We start from the raw sequence: 19,788 nt of genomic DNA, 5'->3' as shown, positions 1-19,788 counted from the left end.
CATGCAGCAGTTGATTGAATCGGTAGGCGCACTCTCTCCCGAGAAACGCAAGGCGCTGGCGATTCTACTGGGCAAACAGGGCATTAACCTCTATGGCATTGCTCCGATTTTTCGGCGCACTGCCGGTGAGCCCCTGTTGCTTTCCTATGCTCAGGAGCGGCAGTGGTTTCTTTGGCAAATGGAACCGGACAGCGCGGCGTACCACATTCCGACGGCTCTGCGATTGCGCGGAGCGTTGGACATGGCGGTGCTGCAGCGCAGTTTCGATACGCTGATCGAGCGTCACGAAAGCCTGCGTACCGGTTTTGCCCGTGGGGATCAGGACCGGGCCATTCAGCTGATCAACCCACCGTTTGCGCTGCAGCTTGAAGTGCGCGCGGTGGACCCGGCAATCGATGAGGCCGCACTGCGCGGTCTGATCGAGGCTGAAATCGCCCGACCGTTCGACCTGGAACAGGACCCGCTGCTGCGAGTCCGCTTGCTGCGTCTGGCCGAGGACGATCACGTGTTGGTGATGGTCCAGCATCACATCGTTTCCGATGGCTGGTCGATGCAGGTGATGGTCGGCGAGCTGATTGAACTGTACGCCGGTTTCGTCCGCGGCACGCCTGCGGTGCTGGCGCCGTTGCCGATTCAGTACGCCGACTTCGCACAGTGGCAGCGCAGCTGGATGGACGCGGGGGAGCGCGAGCGTCAGTTGGCCTATTGGGTCGAACACTTGGGGCACGATCCGGGTGTGCTGGAGTTGCCGACCGATCATCCGCGTCCGCTGGTGCAAAGTTACCGTGGCGCACGACTCGACTTGCCGCTTGAAGGCGCACTGGGCAAAGGCTTGCAGGAGGTTGCCCGGCGCGAAGGCGTGACGTTGTTCATGTTGCTGCTGGCCTCGTTCCAGACCTTGTTGCACCGTTACAGCGGTCAGGACGATATCCGTATCGGCGTGCCGATTGCCAACCGCAATCGCGCTGAAACCGAAGGGTTGATCGGCTTCTTCGTCAACACCCAGGTCCTGCGCGCGACGATTGACAGCAGCATGACCTTCAGCGCGCTGCTGGCCCAGGCCAAGCAGTCGGCCCTGGGGGCGCAGGCGCATCAGGACTTGCCGTTCGAGCAATTGGTCGAAGCCTTGGCACCGGAGCGCAGCCTGAGCCGCAGCCCGTTGTTCCAGGTGATGTTCAACCACCAGAGCGGTGCCCGCCAGACCGGTCAGGCCATGCAGCTGCCGGGCCTGGCAGTCGAGAGCGTGAATTGGGACAGCCTGACGGCGCAGTTTGACCTGACCCTGGAAACCCATGAATCGCCTGAAGGGGTCTGGGCGTCGCTGATCTACGCCACGGACTTGTTCGACGCCGCCACCATCGAGCGCATGGGCCGGCACTGGCAGTCGTTGCTCAAGGGCATCGTGGCCGGTTCGCAGCAACGGGTCGGTGAATTGCCGATGCTCGACGGGGCCGAGCAGCAATTGATGTTGCGCGACTGGAACCGGGCGGACGAACCGTTCGCCAGCGATCTGTGCATTCACCAGCTCATTGCCCGGCAAGCCGCTGCAACGCCTGACGCCCGGGCGGTGACGTTCGCCGAGCGTCACCTGACGTACGCCGCCCTCGAAGGCCGGGCCAATCAGTTGGCGCATGCCTTGATCGAGCGCGGGGTCGGCCCGGAAGTGCGGGTCGGCGTCGCCATGCAGCGTTCGGAAAACCTACTGATTGCATTGCTCGCCGTACTCAAGGCCGGCGGTGTGTATGTGCCGCTGGACCCGGACTATCCGAGCGAGCGCGTGGCCTACATGCTCGAAGACAGCCGCGCCTTGTGCTTGCTGACTGAGCAAGAGGTGGCGGTGAGTCTGTCGGTCGCCAACGGCACCGATGTGCTGCTGATGGACAATGCCGAAGCCGACTTTGCCGGTTATTCGCAGACCGCACCGGTCACTCGGGTGGTGGTGGATAACCTTGCTTATGTGATTTACACCTCCGGTTCCACCGGCAAACCCAAGGGCGTGGCGATTGCCCATCGCAACGTTCTGGCCCTGATCGACTGGTCGAAATCGGTCTACAGCCGCGACGACATCCAGGGTGTTCTGGCTTCCACGTCGGTGTGTTTCGACCTGTCCGTGTGGGAGCTGTTTGTCACTCTGGCCAATGGCGGGTCGCTGATCATTGCCCGCAATGCCCTCGAGCTGGCGCAGTTGCCGGCCCGCGATCAGGTGCGCCTGATCAATACCGTGCCCTCGGCCATTGCCGCGTTGCAGCGCAGCGGCGACATTCCACCCGGCGTGCGCATCATCAACCTGGCCGGTGAGCCGCTCAAACAGAGCCTGGTCGACACGTTGTATGCACGCGCCACGGTCGAGCATGTCTACGACTTGTACGGCCCTTCGGAAGACACCACCTATTCCACCTGGACCCGCCGCACCGCCGGCGGTCAGCCGAGCATCGGCCGGCCACTCAAGCACACCGCCAGTTATGTCCTCGACGGCGAGTTGCAACCCGTGCCACAGGGCGTCGCAGCCGAGCTGTACCTGGCCGGTGCCGGGATCACCCGGGGTTACCTGGCGCGTCCCGGCCTGACCGCGGAAAAATACTTGCCCAACCCGTTTGGCGCACCGGGCGAGCGGTTCTATCGCACCGGCGACCTGACCCGTTATCACGCGGACGGCAATTTGCAGTACGTCGGGCGTATCGACCATCAGGTCAAGGTCCGCGGGTTCCGTATCGAGCTGGGCGAAATCGAAGCGCGGCTGTTGCAGCAAGACGCCGTGCGTGAGCTGGCGGTCCTGGCTCAGGACGGCGCGAGCGGTCAGCAATTGGTGGCTTACATCGTCCCAACCGTTGTCACCCGTGACGCCGAGGTACAAGCACGCTTGAGTGAAGTGCTCAGAGCAGCGCTACGCGAACATCTGCCGGAATACATGGTGCCGGCGCACTTGCTGTTTCTCGACGCCTTGCCGCTGACGCCCAACGGCAAGCTGGATCGCAAGGCATTGCCCAAACCGGATGCAGCGCTGGTGCAGCAAACCTACCTGGCCCCTGTCAACGAGATCGAGCAGCAGTTATGCGAGATCTGGCAGGGCGTATTGGGGGTGGAACGCGTCGGCGTGACCGACAACTTTTTTGCGCTGGGCGGCGACTCGATCATCTCCATTCAAGTGGTCAGCCGAGCCCGTCAGGCGGGCCTGCGCCTCACGCCAAAGGATTTGTTCCAGTTCCAGACCATTCAAGGCCTGGCCCGTGTTGTCCAGGTGGGCGACTCGTCCCTGAGCATTGAGCAAGGCCCGATCACCGGGATCACGCCGCTGTTGCCGTTCCAGCAGCGGTTTTTCGACACCGAGATTCCCGAGCGTCAGCGCTGGAACCAAGCGTTGTTGCTCAAGCCGGCCGGCGCGGTAAACGCCGCCATCCTTGAGCGGGCCTTGCAGGCGCTGGTGTTGCACCACGATGCCCTGCGTCTGAGCTTTACTCAAACCGACGGTGGCTGGACCGCGACTCACCGCGCGGGCAATGCCCAAACGCTGCTGCAATGCGTGACGCTGCAGCAGGCCAGTGAAGTCGAAGCCGTGTGCGATGCGGCGCAAGGCAGCTTGAACCTGGAGACTGGGCCGCTGTTGCGCGCGGTGTTGATGGAGCTGGCCGATGGCAGTCAGCGCCTGTTGCTGGCGATCCATCACCTGGTGGTCGATGGCGTGTCCTGGCGGGTGCTGCTGGAAGATTTGCAGCGCGCCTGTGAGCAGCTGCAAAGCGGTCAAGGGGTCTCACTCGCGGCCAAGACCAGTCCGTTCAAGGCCTGGGCCGAACACCTCCAGACTTATGCCGGCGATGCCTTGCAACCCGAGCTGCACTGGTGGACTGAGCAACTGGCTGGCGTCACCGTCGATCTCCCGTGCGACAACCCGAACGGTTGTTTGCAGAACGCCCAGGCACTGAGTGTCGAAACCCGACTGGATCCGGACCTGACGCGTCAGTTGCTGCAACAGGCGCCGGCGGCGTATCGCACGCAAATCAACGACCTGCTGCTGACGGCACTGGCGCGGGTCATCTGCCGCTGGACCGGGCAGGCATCGGCCTTGATTCAACTTGAAGGTCATGGTCGCGAGGAGTTGTTCGACGACATCGATCTGAGCCGCACCGTGGGCTGGTTCACCAGCCTGTTCCCGGTCAAGTTGACCCCGGCCACCGCGTTGGCCGACTCGCTCAAAGCGGTCAAGGAACAACTGCGCGCGGTGCCGAACAAAGGCATCGGTTTCGGCGCCTTGCGCTATCTGGGCGATGCCCGGGCCCGTGAAACCCTGGCGGCACAGCCCGTGCCGCGCATCACCTTCAACTACCTGGGGCAGTTCGACAGCCAGTTCGACGAGACGGCGCTGTTCGTACCGGCCAGTGAAAGCACCGGTCGCGAGCAGAGCCCGCAGGCACCGCTGGCCAATTGGCTGGACGTCAACGGCAAGGTGTATGGCGGCGAGCTCAACCTGAGCTGGACATTCAGCCGTGACATGTTCGATCCAGCGACGATTCAACGCCTGGCCGACGACTATGCCAGCGAGCTGGGCGCACTGATCGCTCACTGCTGCGATGCACGCCATCGCGGCGTCACGCCTTCAGACTTCCCGCTGGCAGGGTTGAACCAGCAACAACTGGATGCGCTGATCGCCGATCCGCAGTGCGTCGATAACATTTATCCGCTGTCGCCGATGCAGCAGGGCATGTTGTTCCACAGCTTGTATGAGCAGGATTCGGGCGAGTACATCAACCAGATGCGCGTCGCGGTGCAAGGGTTGGATGTCGAGCGTTTCCGCCAGGCTTGGCAAGCGGCGCTAGAGGCGCACGACATCTTGCGCACGCGGTTTGTCTGGGGCGGCGAACAGGCCCGACCGCTGCAAATTGTCGAACGCCATGCCGAGCTGCCATTCACCGTTTACGACTGGCGCGGGCAACCGGCCGACAACCTGGACGCACTGGCCGAGGCCGAGCGCAACCAGCCCTTCGACCTGACGCGGGTGCCGCTGTTGCGCCTGGTGGTGGTGCGCACCGCTGACGACCAACACGAATTGCTCTACACCAGCCACCACATTCTCATGGATGGCTGGAGCAATTCGCAGCTGTTGGGCGAGGTGCTCCAGCGTTATGCCGGCCAGGCACCGACCGCGACAGTCGGGCGCTACAGCGATTACATCGCTTGGCTGCAATGTCAGGATGGCCAGGCCAGCGAACAGTTCTGGATGACCCAACTGGCCCGGCTCGATGAGCCGACACGCCTGGCTCAAGGCCTGGCGGACCGCTCGGCGCCGGGCATTGGCACTGGACATGACCAGCATCAGCACTTGATCGATGCCACCGCCACACTGCGCCTGGGCGAGTTCGCCCGGGCGCAGAAAGTCACCCTCAACACCCTGGTGCAAGCGGCCTGGCTGCTGCTGTTGCAACGCTACACCGGCCAGTCGACCGTGGCGTTCGGCGCCACGGTGTCTGGGCGTCCGGCCGACTTGCCGGGCGTCGAGCAACAGGTTGGGCTGTTCATCAACACGTTGCCGGTGATCGCCCGTCCCGAACCGCAACTGACCGTCAGCGAGTGGCTGCAATCGGTGCAGGCGTTGAACCTGTCGCTGCGCGACTTCGAGCACACGCCGCTGGCCGACATTCAACGCTGGTCGGGGCAGGGTAGCGATGGTCTGTTCGACAACCTGCTGGTGTTCGAGAACTATCCGATTTCTGAAGCGCTGGAGCAGGGCGCGCCGCTGGGCTTGAGTTTCGGCCCGGTGGACACCCGAGAGCAGACCAACTACCCGCTGACCGTGGGGGTCAACCTGGGTCAGACGCTGTCGCTGCATTACAGCTTTACCCGGGAACATTACAGCCTGGAGGCGATTGTTCGGCTGAACGCGCAACTGGCTTCGTTGCTGGAACAATTCTGCCAATCCGCCAGCGTGCGCCTTGGTGCCCTGACGCTGCTCAGCGCCGCCGAACAGGCGCGTCTGCACGCCAGCAATATCCCGCAACCGTGCACTGACCCGCTGCCGGTGCATCAACGCATTGGCGTGATCGCGGCGCAACAGCCTGACCGTGAAGCGGTTCGGTGCGGCGATCAGGTGCTCAGCTTTGGCGAGCTGGACACCCAGGCCAACCGACTGGCGCACCTGCTGATCGCCGAAGGCGTGGGGCCGGAAGTTCGTGTCGGTGTGGCGTTGCCCCGCAGCCCTTCGATGTTGGTGACCTTGCTGGCGGTCCTGAAGGCTGGCGGCGCCTATGTGCCGCTGGATGCCAGCTATCCCCGTGAACGTCTGGCTTACCTGATCGAAGACTCGGGCATCGCGCTGTTGCTGACCGATTCGGTGTTGAGCCAGCAATTGCCCCTGAGCAATGGTTTGCGTGCACTGGAACTGGATCGACTGTCGACCGACGATTTCCCCGGCACTGCCGCGCAGACCAGCGTTCACGACGAAAACCTCGCGTACGTGATTTATACCTCCGGCTCCACGGGTCAACCCAAAGGCGTGTGTGTCGCCCATGGCCCACTGGCGATGCATTGCCAGGCCATCGGCCAACGCTACGAAATGACCCCGGACGATTGCGAACTGCACTTCATGTCGTTCGCTTTCGACGGTGCCCACGAGCGTTGGTTGACGCCATTGACCCATGGTTCGCGCCTGCTGATGCGCGACGACAGCCTCTGGAGCCCGGAACAGACCTACACCGCCATGCAGCAGCACGGCGTGACCGTGGCGGCATTTCCGCCGGTGTATTTGCAGCAATTGGCTGAACACGCCGAGCACGTCGGCAACCCGCCAGCCGTGCGTATCTACTGCTTCGGCGGCGACGCCGTGCCCAACGACAGCTTCGAGCGGGCACGGGCAGCGCTGGCGCCGCAGTACATCATCAATGGCTATGGGCCGACCGAAACCGTGGTCACGCCGCTGATCTGGAAGGCCGGCCGCAATGACGTTTGCGGTGCGGCTTATGCGCCCATCGGCACGCGCATCGGTGACCGCAGTACCTGTGTGCTCAGCGACGATTTGAACGCACTGCCTCAAGGCGTCATGGGCGAGTTGTTCCTGGGCGGCACGGGCCTGGCCCGGGGTTATCTGGACCGTCCGGCGATGACCGCCGAACGCTTTGTCCCTGACCCGTTCGGTGCGCCGGGGGCGCGGCTGTACCGCAGCGGTGACCTGGTGCGCGAGCGTAAGGACGGCGTGTTCGACTATCAAGGTCGTGTGGATAACCAGGTGAAAATCCGTGGTTTCCGCATCGAGCTGGGTGAGATCGAAGCGCGCTTGCTGGAACTTGCCGCCGTCCGCGAAGCGGTGGTGCTGGCGCATGCCGGGCCGAGCGGCAAACAATTGGCGGCCTATCTGGTGCCGACGCAACCGCTTGAAGAGCATCTGCAAGTCGCGTGGCGTGACGACATCAGGAGCCGGCTCAAGGACAGCCTGCCGGCACACATGGTGCCGGCGCATCTGATGCTGCTGGCGCAGTTGCCGTTGACGCCCAATGGCAAGCTGGATCGCAAGGCATTGCCAAAGCCGGATGCCAACCTGACGCAACACAGCTACGTGGCGCCCCGCACCGACATGGAACAGCGCATCGCCACGATCTGGGCCGATGTGCTGCGCCTGGAGCGCGTCAGTTCGACGGATAACTTCTTTGAATTGGGCGGTGATTCGATCATCTCGATTCAAGTGGTCGGTCGCGCCCGTCAAGCGGGTATCCAATTCACGCCCAAGGATCTTTTCCAGCACCAGACCGTGCAGGCCCTGGCCGCGGTGGCGCAACTGGGCAGTACCGCGCTGACGATCGATCAAGGTCCGGTCAGCGGCGAAGCCCTGTTGTTGCCTCTACAGCAGCTGTTCTTTGCCGGCGACATCCCCGAGCGTCATCACTGGAACCAGTCGCTGCTGCTCAAGCCGTCCATTCAGTTGCACGCCGATACCGTCGAGCACGTGCTACAGGCCTTGGTGCAGCATCACGATGCACTGCGCCTTTGCTTCAACGAGTCGGCTTCGGGCTGGACCGCCCATCACCGACCGCTGGAGGCCGGTCAAAGATTGTTGTGGCAAACGACGCTGGCCGATGCCGGCGAGCTCGAAGCCAGCTGCCAGCAAGCCCAGCGCAGCCTGAACCTGCAAAACGGTCCACTGCTGCGCGGTGTGTTGCTCGATTTACCGGACAACAGCCAGCGCTTTTTGCTGGTGGTGCATCACTTGGTGGTCGATGGCGTGTCCTGGCGCGTGTTGCTCGAAGATCTGCAAACCGCATTCACCCAAGTCCAGGCCGGCCGTTCGATTGCCTTGCCGGCCAAGACCAGCGCCTTCAAAACCTGGGGCGAACATCTGCAGCAATACGCTGGCACCCTGGACGCTGAACTGGCGCTTTGGTCTGAACAACTGCAAGGCGCCGCCCCGGCGTTGCCTTGCGAACGTCCCGACGCCAGCCTGCAAAACCGCTACGCACACAGTGTGCAGACCCGACTCGACAAGGCCCTGAGCGGCCAGTTGCTGCAACAGGCGCCAGCGGCTTATCGCACCCAGGTCAACGACCTGCTGTTGACCGCATTGGCGCGGGTCATCTGCCGCTGGACCGGTGATGCCTCGACCCTGATCCAGCTCGAAGGTCACGGTCGCGAAGACCTGTTCGACGCGGTGGATCTGAGCCGCACCCTAGGCTGGTTCACCAGCCTGTTCCCGGTACGCTTGACGCCGTCAACGGCGGTCGATGACTCGATCAAGCAGATCAAGGAGCAACTGCGGGCGATCCCCAACAAAGGCATTGGCTTCGGCGCCTTGCGTTACCTGGGCAACGAGTCGGCGCGTCAGCAACTGGCAGCGCTGCCCATGCCGCGGATCACCTTCAATTACCTGGGCCAGTTCGACAGCCAGTTCGACGCGGCCGCATTGTTCGTTCCAGCCAGTGAAAGTGCCGGCGACGAACTCAGTGACCTCGCCCCGCTGGGCAACTGGCTGACCCTCAACGGTCAGGTGTATGGCGGTGAGTTGAGCCTGTCCTGGACGTTCAGCCAACAGATGTTCGACACCGCCACCGTGCAGGCGCTGGCCGACGATTACGCTCGGGAACTGGCGTTGCTGATCGAGCATTGCCTGGCGCCGGACAGCCATGGACTGACTCCGTCGGACTTCCCGTTGGCGGCATTGAGCCAGGCCCGTCTGGACGGTTTGCCGGTGCCGGTGCGGGAGATCGAGGACGTTTACCCGCTGTCGCCGATGCAACAGGGGATGCTGTTCCACACCCTGTCCGACGATGGCAACGACCTGTACGTCAATCAGCTGAACTTGTCGGTGGAAGGCCTCGACATCGAGCGCTTTCGCGCGGCGTGGGAATGCGTGGTGCAGCGTCACGAGATCCTGCGCACTTCGTTCCATTGGCAGGATGGCCAGGCCTCGCCGGTGCAGGTGGTGCATCGTCAGGGGGTGGTTGATCTGCAAGCGGTCGACGGCCCGATGGATGAAGCCCGACTGGCCGAGTTCGCGCGTCTGGAGCGGGTCAAGGGTTTCGAACTGAACCGCATGCCGCTGCAACGCACGCGGCTGGTGCGCACCGGGGCCGATCAGTATCAGTTGATCTGGACCAGCCACCACATCCTCATGGACGGCTGGAGCAGTTCGCAGCTGTTCGGTGAAGTGCTGCAGCATTACGCCACCGGGCAGGTGGAAGGCGAGAGCGGACGTTATCGTGATTTCATTGCTTGGTTGCAGGATCAGGATCAGGGGCGCCTGGAGCAATTCTGGAAAGGCCACCTCCAGACCCTGGCCGAACCGACGGCGCTCAGTCAGGCCATGCACCCGCGGCATGACTCCACGGAGTACGGGCACCAAGCCCTGTACACCCAATGGAATGCGCAACAGACCGCGACGCTGCAACAGCATTGCCGCGCCCAGGGCATCACCGCCAACACGCTGATTCAAGGCGCGTGGCTGCTGGTGTTGCAGCGCTACACCGGTCAGCACAGCGTGGCGTTTGGTGCGACGGTGGCCGGGCGTCCGGAAGGTTTACCGAATGCCGGCAGCATGCTCGGGCTGTTTATCAACACCTTGCCGGTGATCCAGACCCTGGAACCGGCCCAACGCCTGAATGACTGGCTGGGCAGCTTGCAAGCCTACAACCTTGACCTGCGCGAACACGCCCACGCGCCGCTGGCGGATATCCAGCGCTGGTCGGGGCAGGGCGGCCAGCCTTTGTTCGACAGCATCATCGTGTTCGAAAACTACCCGATCGACCAACGTCTGGAGCAGGCTCAAGGCGGGCTGCGTTTCGGCGCCTCGGCCAGCCACGACGTGACCAACTTCCCGATGGACCTGGCGGTACACCTCGGCGAAGAACTGTCGATCGAATACCTGTTCCTGCGGGATCGCTTCAGTGTCGAAGCGGTCGAGCGGATTCGCCAGACCATGGAAGTCACCCTGCAATCCATGCTCGATGCGCCGCTTGAGCGGCTCGGTAACCTGCAACGCCTGGCGCCGCAGCAACTGCACGCGTTGCAACAGTGGGGGGGCGAACCGCAAGCGGTTCATCGTCGCGATTTACTGCCGGCGCTGATCGCTGCGCATGTGGCTAGGCGTCCGCACGCGGCGGCGGCAGAGTGTGCCGGGCAGGTCTTGAGTTATGCCGAGCTGGAGTGTCGTTCCAATCAACTGGCCCATCACCTGATGGCCACCGGTGCCGGTCCGGAAGTGGTCATCGGTGTGGCGCTGGAGCGCTCGCTCGACATGCTGGTGGCGTTGCTCGCCGTGCTCAAAAGCGGCGCTGCCTATGTACCTCTGGATATTGATTACCCGAGCGAACGTCTGGCCTTCATGATCGAAGACTCGGGCATGACCCAGATGATCAGCCGTGGCGCCGCCGCTTCGCGCCTGCCACTGCCGGCCGAACTGCCGCTGCTGAACCTGGACCATTTCGAAGGTAATCAATACCCCGACAGTGTGCCGGCGGTGCAGATGTGGGAAGAAAGCCTGGCGTATCTGATTTACACCTCCGGCTCCACCGGTGTGCCCAAAGGCGTGGCCGTTACCCATGGCCCGCTGAGCATGCATTGCCAGGCGATCCGTGAGTTGTATGAGATGGATCACACCACCCGCGAATTGCACTTCATGTCGTTCGCCTTCGACGGAGCTCACGAGCGTTGGCTTACCACGCTGGCGTTCGGTGGCACGCTGGTGCTGCGCGATAATGAACTGTGGACGCCGCAGCAGACCAGTCAGGCGTTGCAGAGCCTGTCGATCGATATTGCCTGCTTCCCGCCGGCCTATCTCAAACAGGTGGCCGAATACGTAGAAGGCAGCGGCATGAGCGCGCCGAACGTGCGTATTTACTGCCTGGGCGGCGATGCCGTGCCGGAGCAGACGCTGGCGCAAGTGCGCCGGGTGTTGCGTCCACGCTACATCACCAACGGTTACGGCCCGACAGAAACGGTGGTCACGCCGATGCTCTGGAAGGCGGCCAACGATGAAGCCTGTGCGGCGGCTTATGCGCCGATCGGGCGAGTGGTCGGTCAGCGCTCGCTCTGGGTACTGGACGACGATCTCAATCCGTTGCCGGAAGGGTTGTCCGGGCAATTGCACATCGGCGGTTACGGGGTTGCGCGTGGTTATCACGGTCGTCCTTCAATCACCGCCGAGCGCTTTGTGCCGGATCCGTTCGGAGAGCCGGGTAGCCGGTTGTATCGCAGCGGCGACCTGGTGCGTTTGCGCACCAATGGCATCCTCGATTACGTCGGCCGTGTAGATCATCAGGTCAAGGTCCGTGGCTTTCGTATCGAACTGGGTGAAATCGAGGCTTGCCTGCGGGCCCAGGACGGCATCAGCGATGCCGTGGTGATTGCCCGTGACGGCGTGTCCGGCAAACAACTGATCGGCTACGTGGTCAGTGCGCAAGACGATGCCGGTGATCGCCTCAAGTCCGCGCTGCGGGCGCAGTTACCGGAATACATGGTGCCACTGCAGGTGGTTTGCCTGGCGCGAATGCCGATTTCACCGAACGGCAAACTCGATCGCAAAGCCCTGCCGGAACCTGAATTCCAGGCCGAGCATTACGTGGCGCCGCGCACCACTGAAGAGACGTTGCTGGCGCAGATCTGGGCCGACGTCCTGCAGGTGGAGCAAGTGGGGATCAGCGACAACTTCTTCGAGTTGGGCGGTGATTCGATTCTCAGCCTGCAGGTGATCTCCAAGGCGCGTAACCATCCTGAGTTGAAACTCGACATCAAGCTGCGGGATCTGATGCGCTTCCAGACCATTGGCAATCTGTTCGATCAGCACGTGGTCGCCCAGGCTGCCCTGACGCCGGATACCACCCATGTGGCCCAGGCTGGCGCTTTTGGTTTGATCCCGATTCAGGCGTGGTTCTTCGACGAGAAGATGAGCGAACCGCATCACTTCAACCAGGCCATGATGTTACGCGCCCGCCAAGGGCTCGACGCCCGGGCGCTGGAGCGCACGCTGCTGCGGATGATGGAGCAGCACGACTCCCTGCGCTTGCGCTTCTTTCAGGACGGCGGTCGCTGGTTCCAGCACTACCAATCGGTGCAGGACAGCTTGCGTGTGGCCGAGCAGAACCCGTTGCTGTGGCAACGTGAAGTCAGTGACGTCGCGCAACTGGAGGCGCTGACCAATGAGGCGCAACGCAGTTTGAACCTGGCTGAAGGTCCATTGTTGCGAGCCATGCTGGTGAGCCTGCCGGACGGCGAGGTGCGCTTGCTGCTGGTGGTTCATCACCTGGTGATCGATGCGGTGTCCTGGCGTGTGCTGTTGCAGGACTTGCAACTCAGTTATGAAGCCTTCAGCCAGGATTGTGAGCCGGTGCTGGATGCGCGCACCAGCAGCTATCGTGCCTGGGCCGATGGCCTGGCGGCGCAGGTGCCGATGCTGGTCGACAGCGAGCTGGGTTACTGGCTGGAACAGCTCGATCAACCGGGTCAGGACTTGCCATGCGACAACCTGCGGGGCAAAAACCAGGTGCGTTACCGCGAAGAGGCCTTCATGGGCCTGGACGCAACGCGCACCGGGCAATTGCTCAAACAGGCGCCTGCGGTGTACGGCACGCAAATCAACGATTTGTTACTGACGGCCCTGAGCCGCGTGTTGTGCCGCTGGAGCGAAGCATCTTCGGTGCTGGTGCAACTCGAAGGGCACGGCCGTGAGGATCTGGTCGAAGGTCTGGACTTGAGTCGCACCCTGGGCTGGTTCACCAGCATGTTCCCGGTGCGTCTTGCCCCTGTGGCAGAGCAGAATTTCGGTGCCTCCATCGTCGCCGTCCGGGATCAGCTGGCGGGGGTGCCGAACAAAGGTGTCGGCTACGGCGCATTGCGCTACATGGCCGAGAATTCTGTGCAGGCGCAACTGGCGGCATTGCCTCAGGCGCGGCTGACCTTCAACTACCTGGGGCAGTTCGACCAGACCTTCGATGAGCAGGCGATGCTGATGCCGGCTGAAGAGGGAATCGGCGATACCTATAGCCTCGAAGCAGGGCTGGGCAACTGGCTGGAAGTGGTCGGCCAGGTGTTTGACGGCAAGTTGTCGATGCGCTGCATCTATAGCACCCGACGTTATCGCCCAAGCACCATCGAAACCTTGATGCAGCACTATCAGGCGGAGCTGGAAGCGCTGGTCGAACATTGTCTGCAACAGGCGGCGGTGTAGGCGATTTCTCAACCTTTACTCAAAGGGTCGGTCGCTCTTTATGGGCATCGACCCGGGATGTCATTCATGTCATTGAATTCTGAAGTGGCCGCGTTTCTCGATCTGATCGAAGACAATCAGGACGGCGCCATGGCTTTCCACCGCTCGACGCCCGAGCAGGCGCGGCAGGCGTTCGAACAGTCCTCGCAACAGATGCGTTGGGCGGCACCGGATGTAGAAGTGAGCGAGGTGCAGCACATCGCCCGTGATGGCAGTGTTCTGGCTTTGCGCCTGTACCGTCCGTTGCAACGCTCGACCGCGTTACCCGTGTTGTTGTTCTTGCACGGTGGTGGCTTTGTGGTCGGCAGCCTCGACTCCCACGACGGCATCTGCCGTGAGTTTTGCGCGCGTACCCCGTGTGCGGTGTTGTCGGTGGACTACCGCTGCGCACCCGAGCATAAATTCCCCACGGCGCTGCACGACTGCGCCGACGCGCTGCACTGGTTGCGCAGCCAAGCCGGCGAGTTTGGCCTCGACCTTTCGCGTCTGGTGTTTGGCGGTGACAGCGTCGGCGCCACCCTGGCGACGGTGTTGGCACTTGAGGCGCGCGAACCGGATGCCCTCAAACCATGCCTGCAACTGTTGTGCTATCCGGTGACCGATGCTTCGCAGCGACACGAATCCATGGACCTGCTGGGTGAGGGTTACCTGCTGGAAAGCGACACCCTGGAATGGTTTTACCAGCACTACGCGCGCAGCATCGAGGATCGCAGTGACTGGCGCTTTTCACCACTGTTGTGTCCCGACCTCAAGGATGTGGCGCCTGCCTATGTGGCGCTGGCGGGCTTCGATCCGCTGGTGGACGAGGGGCGGGCTTACGCAGAGCGTCTGGCTGGGGTGAATGGGCTGGTGGAGTGTCGTGAGTTTGGGGGGCATGTGCATGACTTTTTGCGCATGCGCATGGTGACTGAAGAGGTGGAGGAGATTTATCAGGTGTTGGTTGGGGTTTTGCGGGGGGGGATGTATCCGGTAGTTGCCTGAAAAAAGGATTGCAGGTCACCCAGCTGCAGGAGTGTGGCTGGGTGACCTGTTTATTCAACCGTACCGGTTTTCTGTCACGAAGGTGGGAGCCTTCCAGTTAGGACCTTTAATCGAAAGTCCTTTCTCTCCCTTCGCTAATACACCCTCTTCGAAGAGTCGGGCATAAACGCGTTGAAGATCTCCGCTTCTAGTGAATGCGGGTTTGTATCGCCCTATCATCATGTCCAGATGAGGGGGGGCCTTCACCAATGCGAAAACGGTAACGATATCGTCCAGAGACTCATGCAGAACAATCTGCTCAATGATACTCATCACCAAATCTCCTTCAGAAATTTTTGATAATCACGCTGGTCTTGTTCTTCCCCGGCAGCCAACGCTTCGGCGGTATAGAGCAAGGAAGGATCATCCTTCAGTTTGAAATCTTCCAGTGTTGCGGTATGAACATTGTTCCACACCGGAGAGTCGGGATCTGGTCGCTCGGTGTCACCATAGCCCAGCGCTCTGAATCTTTCGAACTCCCGGAGTTAATGAGTGTAGAAACGTCTGTCGGCATCAGTCATCTCTAGTTCTCGCCCGACAATTCTCTTCAGTCGATCGAGCATGACTTGATTGGCATCAGACGCAGGAAATCTGGAAATATGCATGTTTACCAGTTGAACTCCTTCTTGGGATGCAGTTGCAGAGTTCCACTCCAGTCCTAAAGTGGGACCACCTGCGTGTTCTGGATCAGAGGCGCGTCTGCTGTGTTCTCCCACTACAGTCGCACCTTCATACGGACTACTAATCACCACATACAGCGGCGCAATACCCGCATCATCCGGGAAGACAATGATGAACCTTTCCCATTCCTCCACCAGAGCAGGGTGCAGGTCCAGGCGACCTTCCAGCGCAACGACCGGCGCGCCGGAATACGCTGGCGTATCGACCTGAACCATCGGTCGTTCAGTCGAGCTGTTGCCTGGCGTGACAGCGGGGGTCCAGCTCAGGGTATCGGTTGGCGAACCGGGCAGGGCAATCGTGTAAACGTCGTTCAACCCGTCGTAAGCGGCGTGCATGACCGGCACGCTTGAGCGAATGTCGAAGCCGTCGGCGGTGACGACAAACAGTTCTGCGCCCAAGCCGAGGGGTCTATAGCCCAGCCCCACTGACAGTTCCAATGTTCCACGCCGGTCAGCGATTTCGCGCAGTGACCGGGCATTTTCCGCGCTCAGTTCGCCAAGCGGTACGCTCATGGCGAAGCGCTCGCCGTTGCCCAGGCGCGAAGGCGCCAGCAAAGCCGCGAAGCCAACCAGAACCGGGCCCAACATTGCTGCACCCGCCGCCGTTGCCGTTACCAGCGCCGAGCGCAAGGCGTTGAGAACCGCCTGAGAAATGGCCGGAGTGAGCGGAATTGCCCTGGACGCAACGGAAAAGACCGGTCCGGTTGCCGCTGCCGGGCCTGAGAGTAAATGAGCATGGGCGGTCTGGAGTCGCTGTTCTTCATGCTCGGCTTTAAAACGAGCCTGTTCTGCCTGCCGTTGAACCTCCGCCAGCGCTAACAGCCGTGCTTGTTCCGCATCCATTTGTTGCCTGGCGGCTTCTGCTGCCAGACGTGCCTGCTCCTCTGCCTGTCGTTGCGCTTCTGCCAGGGCAGCAAGGCGAGCGATGCGCCGGGCATCTTCCTCGGCAGCCTGGCGCGCGCGCTCGGCCTCGATACGCCGTGCTTCTGCCTCCGCAGCCTGACGCTGTAACTCCGCCGCCAGTTGTTGCGCTGCCAGACGCGCCTGTTCCTCACTTTGCACGGCGGCAAGCCAGTTGAGCACGTTGATGTGTTGCTGATTCAAAACCGTGATGGTCTGGCTCAGCAGCCTCGCTTCATGGGCCGCTCGATAGGATTGCTTCCACAGGTTCATTCCCGGGCCGTTGGGGCTTAGAACCTTGTCGACAATAAAGGCCCGGGACAGGAATTGATAAACGGTTTTATGGCTGGGATCGCTGCCATAAAACCCGTGGGACAGGGCTGTCTGACGCTGGTGCTCTGCGGATTTCCTCTGGATAACCGTGTTGCGGACGCCCAGTTCACGAATGATGGCGGCTGCCGGTGGAAGGGGCTGTGTCGAACCTTCCCGCCGGGTCGCGGCCAGATCCGTCTCAATGTTCTGCGGGATCAACGCAGCCCTGGCCTGATATTCCGCCTCAAGCGGAGCGATGAAGTTCTGCAGTACCTGCTGGTAATGGACAGTGTTCCGAGGTGTACCAAACGGGCCGTTATAGCGATTCGAATCAGTAGTGGGTACAGCCGGTTCAAATCCTGGTGGTGCCTGGGCCGTGGTGTGGATGGCGTCAAGCTCTAGAGGTGGAGGTCTTTGCATATTCATATCCTTTTGAATGTGCGTTTTTTGATTGGGACTTATGAAGTGTTCATTGTTTCCTGCCATTTAAAAGTTACATCAGAAGTTACAGGTATGCGTCTGAGAGGTGTGTAGGCGGTTACGTTAAGAAAGGAGGGACGTTTCGACGTGGACAACATTAATGGGAGGTCTTCCGTCGAGTCATAGGAAATGTCCTATGTGATGACAGGAAACATCTCCCGCACGGGTTTAGCGGGGCCTTACAAAACCATCACCCATAAAAAAAGCGCACCGGTTTCGCCGGTGCGCTTTTTTGTTACGCCTGTTGAATCAGAAGTTGTACTTGAAGCCCGTCATGATGTTGCGCGGTGCGCCGTACATGCCGTGGTCGCCGGCGTAGCTCAGGTACTCGCGGTCGAACACGTTGTTCAGGTTGACCGAGGCACTCAGGTTTTTGCTGATGTCGTAGCGGGCCAGCAGGTTGGTAACGGCGTAGCTGCCCTGGGTGAAGGTGTGCAGGTCGGCGCCGGTCTTGCTCTGCCAGTTCACGCCACCACCGAGGGTGACCTTGTCCAGCACGCCAGGCAGGCGATAGCTGGTGAACGTCTTGAGGCTGTGACGGGGCAGGGTCGTGACGATGCGCTTGTCATTGGAATCGGTGCTGACGGCGTAGGCATAGCCGGCAGACGCCTGCCAGCCTTCGGCCAGTTCACCGTCAAGCGTGAACTCGACACCTTTGGTGGTGGTGCCTTGTTCGGACTTGTAGGTGTTGCCGCCAGGGGTATCGATCCAGATGGCCAGGTTGTCTTGTTCAAGCTTGAACAGCGCGACGCTGGAGTTCAACTTGCCGTCGAAGTGACTGCCCTTGACCCCGACCTCGTAGCCGGTGCCTTCCATCGGGTCCAGGGGTTTGTTGTTGATGTCGCGAACCCAGGACGATTGCGGGTTGAAGATTTTGGTGTAGCTGGCGTACAGCGACCAGGTGTCGTTCAGGTCATAAACCACGCCGGTGTACGGGATGAACACGCCGGTTTCGGACTCTTCGGTTTTGGTCTGTGCCGCACCGTATGGCTTGTCTTCGATGTCGCGATGCCAGTCGATGACACGGCTGCCCAACAGCACGCTCAGGTCGTCGGTGACGTGCAGACGGGTGGCCAGATAAGCCGCGTACTGGGTTTCGTCGGTGGTGGATTTGCCGGTGACAGCGAAGTCCGGTTTGACTGATTCGCCGTTCCAGTTCAGCAGGTTGTCGATGGCGCCGGCCGGGGAGCCCGAATAGTCATATTTCCAGCTACCGTAGCTCGGCACGTTTTCGTAGTAGTTGGACAGCGTCACACCGGCGATCAGCTCGTGTTCGCGCCCCAGCAGGCTGAACGGCCCGGTGAGGTAGGCGTCGAGGTTGTTCTGACGTGGTGTGCCGGAGAAGCGAACCGGCAACTGCGTGGTGCCACTGCCGTCTGGGTTGAGGCCGCCGTTGACGTAGTTGAACACCTCGTCGAATTTGTTCTCGGAGTGAGTGAACTCGACCTTGCCGCTCCAGCCGTTGTCGAACTGGTGTTCGATCGAGGTGAAGTAGCTCGTTTGTTCGTGGTCGTTATAGGACCAGGTCTGTGCCGAGTTCAGCGAGCGCTTGAGGTTGGTGCGCGAGCCGTCGGTGAAACGGGTCGGCAGGCCGGAACGCATCGGTGAGTCAACGTCGGTTTGCTGGTAGCTGAAACCCATGGTCAACAGGGTGCTTTCGCTCAGGTCGAACTCGGTGATGCCATAGACCAGTTGCGAATCCTGTTTGTAACGGTCGATCCAGGACTGCTCGGTCTTGAAGTCGGCGACCAGGCGGCCGCGAATGTTGCCGGTTTCGTTCAGCGGGCCGGAGACGTCGAAGCCACTGCCGTAGCGATCCCAGTTGCCGGCTTCACCGGTGATGCTCGCCTGGGCCTCGGCCGTCGGGCGTTTGCGGATCAGGTTGATGGTCGCCGATGGGCTGCCCAGGCCACTGATCAGGCCGGTGGCACCGCGCACGACTTCAACGCGGTCGTACATGGCCATGCTCTGGGTGTAGTTGTCCATGCGCTTGACGGTCGGGACGCCGTCGATTTCGAAGTTCTGAATCTCGAAACCACGGGAGAAGTAACCGTCGGATTCGGCACCCTGGCCGTCGCGCAACACGATGATGCCGGGCGTGGCGTCAAGGGTGTCGCTGAGGTTGGTCAGGCGCTGGTCGTCCAGACGCTGGCGGGTCATGACGGTCAGCGACTGTGGTGTTTCTTTGGGGGTCAGGTTCAGACGCGTCGAACTACTGGACGAGTACGTGGTGTAGAGCCCGGTGCCTTCGGTGGTCGAACCCGGCGCCTTGCCGGAAATCGATACCGCGCCGAGTTCCAGCGCGCTGCCGGTACCTGCCGGCGGAATCAGCGAGACCGTGTTGCCGGTGATCTGGAAGGTGATGCCGCTCCCCAGCAGCAAGTTATTGAGTGCCTGTTCCGGTTCCAGGTGACCGGATACCGCGCTCGATTTCCGGCCCGACAATGTCTCCGGGCTGTAGAGAATCTGCAGGTTGGCTTGTTGACCCAATTGCTGCAGTGCGCTGGACAGCGGCTGCGCCGGTACATTCACATCGACCGGGGTCGCTTGTACCTGTGTGGTGCCCAGCAACAGCAGGGTCAGCAGGGCGCCGGACAATACGGTGCGACGGGGATTCTGTCGGGAGACGGCCAATGCCAGAGGTGCGCGGGACAACGTTAAGCTTTGCATCGCTCGGAATGCTCCTGAAGTACGTGTGCAGTTTTATTAGTTAATGATAAT

At 61.4% G+C, this 19,788-nt stretch carries 5 protein-coding genes; 2 read left to right on the top strand and 3 right to left on the bottom strand.

The window, feature by feature from the left end; genetic code table 11:
* Window position 1: 1 nt before the first annotated feature.
* Both ACA072_RS19675 and ACA072_RS19670 read left to right on the top strand, forming a co-directional pair.
* Window positions 2-13,636, top strand: coding sequence for a non-ribosomal peptide synthase/polyketide synthase (locus ACA072_RS19675; RefSeq protein WP_497619992.1), 13,635 nt, complete (start codon window positions 2-4; stop codon window positions 13,634-13,636).
* Between the two features lie 66 nt (window positions 13,637-13,702).
* Window positions 13,703-14,656 carry an alpha/beta hydrolase gene (locus ACA072_RS19670; protein WP_497619990.1) on the top strand — a complete coding sequence of 318 codons (954 nt, stop codon included), beginning with the start codon at window positions 13,703-13,705 and terminating at the stop codon, window positions 14,654-14,656.
* Between the two features lie 54 nt (window positions 14,657-14,710).
* Here ACA072_RS19670 and ACA072_RS19665 read toward each other — a convergent pair whose 3' ends face one another.
* The 3 genes from ACA072_RS19665 to ACA072_RS19655 form a co-directional block, all read right to left on the bottom strand.
* A complete protein-coding gene (locus ACA072_RS19665; RefSeq protein WP_497619988.1) occupies window positions 14,711-14,968 on the bottom strand; it encodes an immunity protein in 258 nt (85 codons plus the stop codon).
* Between the two features lie 212 nt (window positions 14,969-15,180).
* On the bottom strand, window positions 15,181-17,073 hold the full coding sequence (locus ACA072_RS19660) for an S-type pyocin domain-containing protein (protein ID WP_497619986.1): 1,893 nt from the start codon (window positions 17,071-17,073) through the stop codon (window positions 15,181-15,183).
* Window positions 17,074-17,316: 243 nt separating this feature from the next.
* Window positions 17,317-19,737, bottom strand: a complete 2,421-nt coding sequence (locus ACA072_RS19655; RefSeq protein WP_497619984.1) for a TonB-dependent siderophore receptor — start codon at window positions 19,735-19,737, stop codon at window positions 17,317-17,319.
* Window positions 19,738-19,788 lie beyond the last annotated feature (51 nt).

This window comes from Pseudomonas sp. LBUM1656 (assembly GCF_059716065.1).
Note: the sequence above shows the minus strand (reverse complement) of the source record. Positions and strands in the feature narration are given on the sequence as shown.